Genomic DNA, 1,756 nt, shown 5'->3' with positions numbered 1-1,756 from the left:
CTGCCCACTGGCCGATGAATTGATCTGGAACTTGTGGGACATCCGAGTCCGCGCCGACCGACGCTGTACTGAGTAGTGCTGCGAAAGCTGTGGCGAGTCGCATGCTCGATCCTTAGCGGCCTAACGATTGAATTAAGCGGCTGACGCCGCGAACAGGCTCAGAATACCAAGTAACGGGGCGGCTGTCCGCTTGAATGGCTAGTTAGGCCTTATAGCCCAAGTTCTACCTGAATATACTTGCCTTCCGAAGAGAAAACATACGTTTCAAAGCCGCCGTCCAGATGCGTGCAGCGAGGCGGGCTACCTTCAAGGAAGGCCCTTGAAGCAGTTATGGAAATGTTGCCATTTGGCTCATGCCGCAACTGCAAATCACACTCTACGCCAGCAGGGTTGCAGCTGCGACCAACGCGCTGTTCCACAAACCGTAATGCTTTGAGCTCGCCAGGGTTTTTTGGAGATATTGGGGGCTTATCAGTAAAGCACTGTCTCGGCTTATCGTGCCAAGTTGTGCACCCGGTTACTGCGAGAGCAAATCCTGCAAGCACGGCTAAATTTCGCATAAGGCCTAACACCTGAGTTAAGCCGCGCCGCGAAGCGGCGTCGGCTTGGACGAATTGTTAGCCCTTACCGCGCACACCAACGCTAGCCGCTGGTAGTACATTGATCGTCTTCAGCCACGTCTCGACCAACGAGGGCCAAGAGGCGATCGGAAGGCTCGTGTGCCTGAGGCCGAACGCGTGCTTGCCTTCCGCGAATATGTGCACCTCTGCTGGTACGCCAGCATTTGCGAGGGCATTCGCGTAAATGGTCGTGTTACATACCTTATTTACGTTGTCGTCCCAAGCTGCAAGAAGAAAAGTCGGGGGAGTTTGCTTCGAGATCTTGATGCTTGGATCCAGCGTCGCGCCGGCGCGACACAGATGGCCGGGATAAAGGGCAATGGCAAAGTCCGGCAGACTGCTGAGCTCGTCGGAAACATCCACGGGCTCATACGTTGCTTCGGGGATATTGCTGATCTGCGCGACAAGATATCCGCCTGCCGACATACCGAGAACTCCGATCTTCGACGGATCCACACCTAGTTCAACGGCGCTTGCCCTTACGAGCTTGATTGCCCGTTGAGCGTCCTGTAGCGCAAACGGTACGGTCGGGGTGATATGGCGCTTCTCGTCTTGGTCCCAGTAGTGATTGCTCTTCGGCACGCGGTATTTGAGCAATACGCAAGTCATGCCTTTGCTCGTAACCCAATCACATATCTCGGTGCCTTCTAGGTCGATGGCAAGCAGGCGAAAACCCCCTCCGGGGAACACCACAATTGCCGCGCCAGTGTTTGGCCCGACTGGTTTAAATACGGTCATCGTCGGAACGGTGACGTCCGAGATGCCCGTGTAGTAGAAGCCCGGGACCTTTTTTACCTCAAACATCACTTCGGGCTTGGACGGCTGCGGCATATCAGGAGAAGCGCCAGGCCAGAGCCGTTCCTGCGCTGTGCCTGCAGGTGGGCTCCAGACGTCTACGGATGCAGCGCGTTGGGCTGCACCGGACGTTTGGGCCGCTTCGGCGGCAAAAGTCGCGAGCAGCGCTGTGGCAATTAGGATCTTTCCGAGCACGTAAGACCTTCCAGTAAGGGCTAACGATTGAATTAAGCGGCTGCCGCCGCGAACAGGCTCAGAATACCAAGTAACGGGGCGGCTGTCCGCTTGGATGATTAGTTAGACCCCATCAGCGAGATTGTTACGGCTCAGGCGAAGCGATG

Annotated in this window: 1 protein-coding gene; it reads right to left on the bottom strand. The window is 56.1% G+C overall.

The window, feature by feature from the left end; translation table 11 throughout:
• Positions 1-617: 617 nt before the first annotated feature.
• Positions 618-1,610 (bottom strand): alpha/beta hydrolase, encoded by a 993-nt coding sequence (locus tag IEV56_RS10500; RefSeq protein ID WP_229730254.1) that lies wholly within the window; start codon positions 1,608-1,610, stop codon positions 618-620.
• Positions 1,611-1,756 lie beyond the last annotated feature (146 nt).

It is taken from the genome of Arenimonas maotaiensis, assembly GCF_014638745.1.
In the GTDB taxonomy this organism is placed as follows: domain Bacteria; phylum Pseudomonadota; class Gammaproteobacteria; order Xanthomonadales; family Xanthomonadaceae; genus Arenimonas; species Arenimonas maotaiensis.
This window is presented reverse-complemented; position numbering and strand designations above follow the sequence as displayed.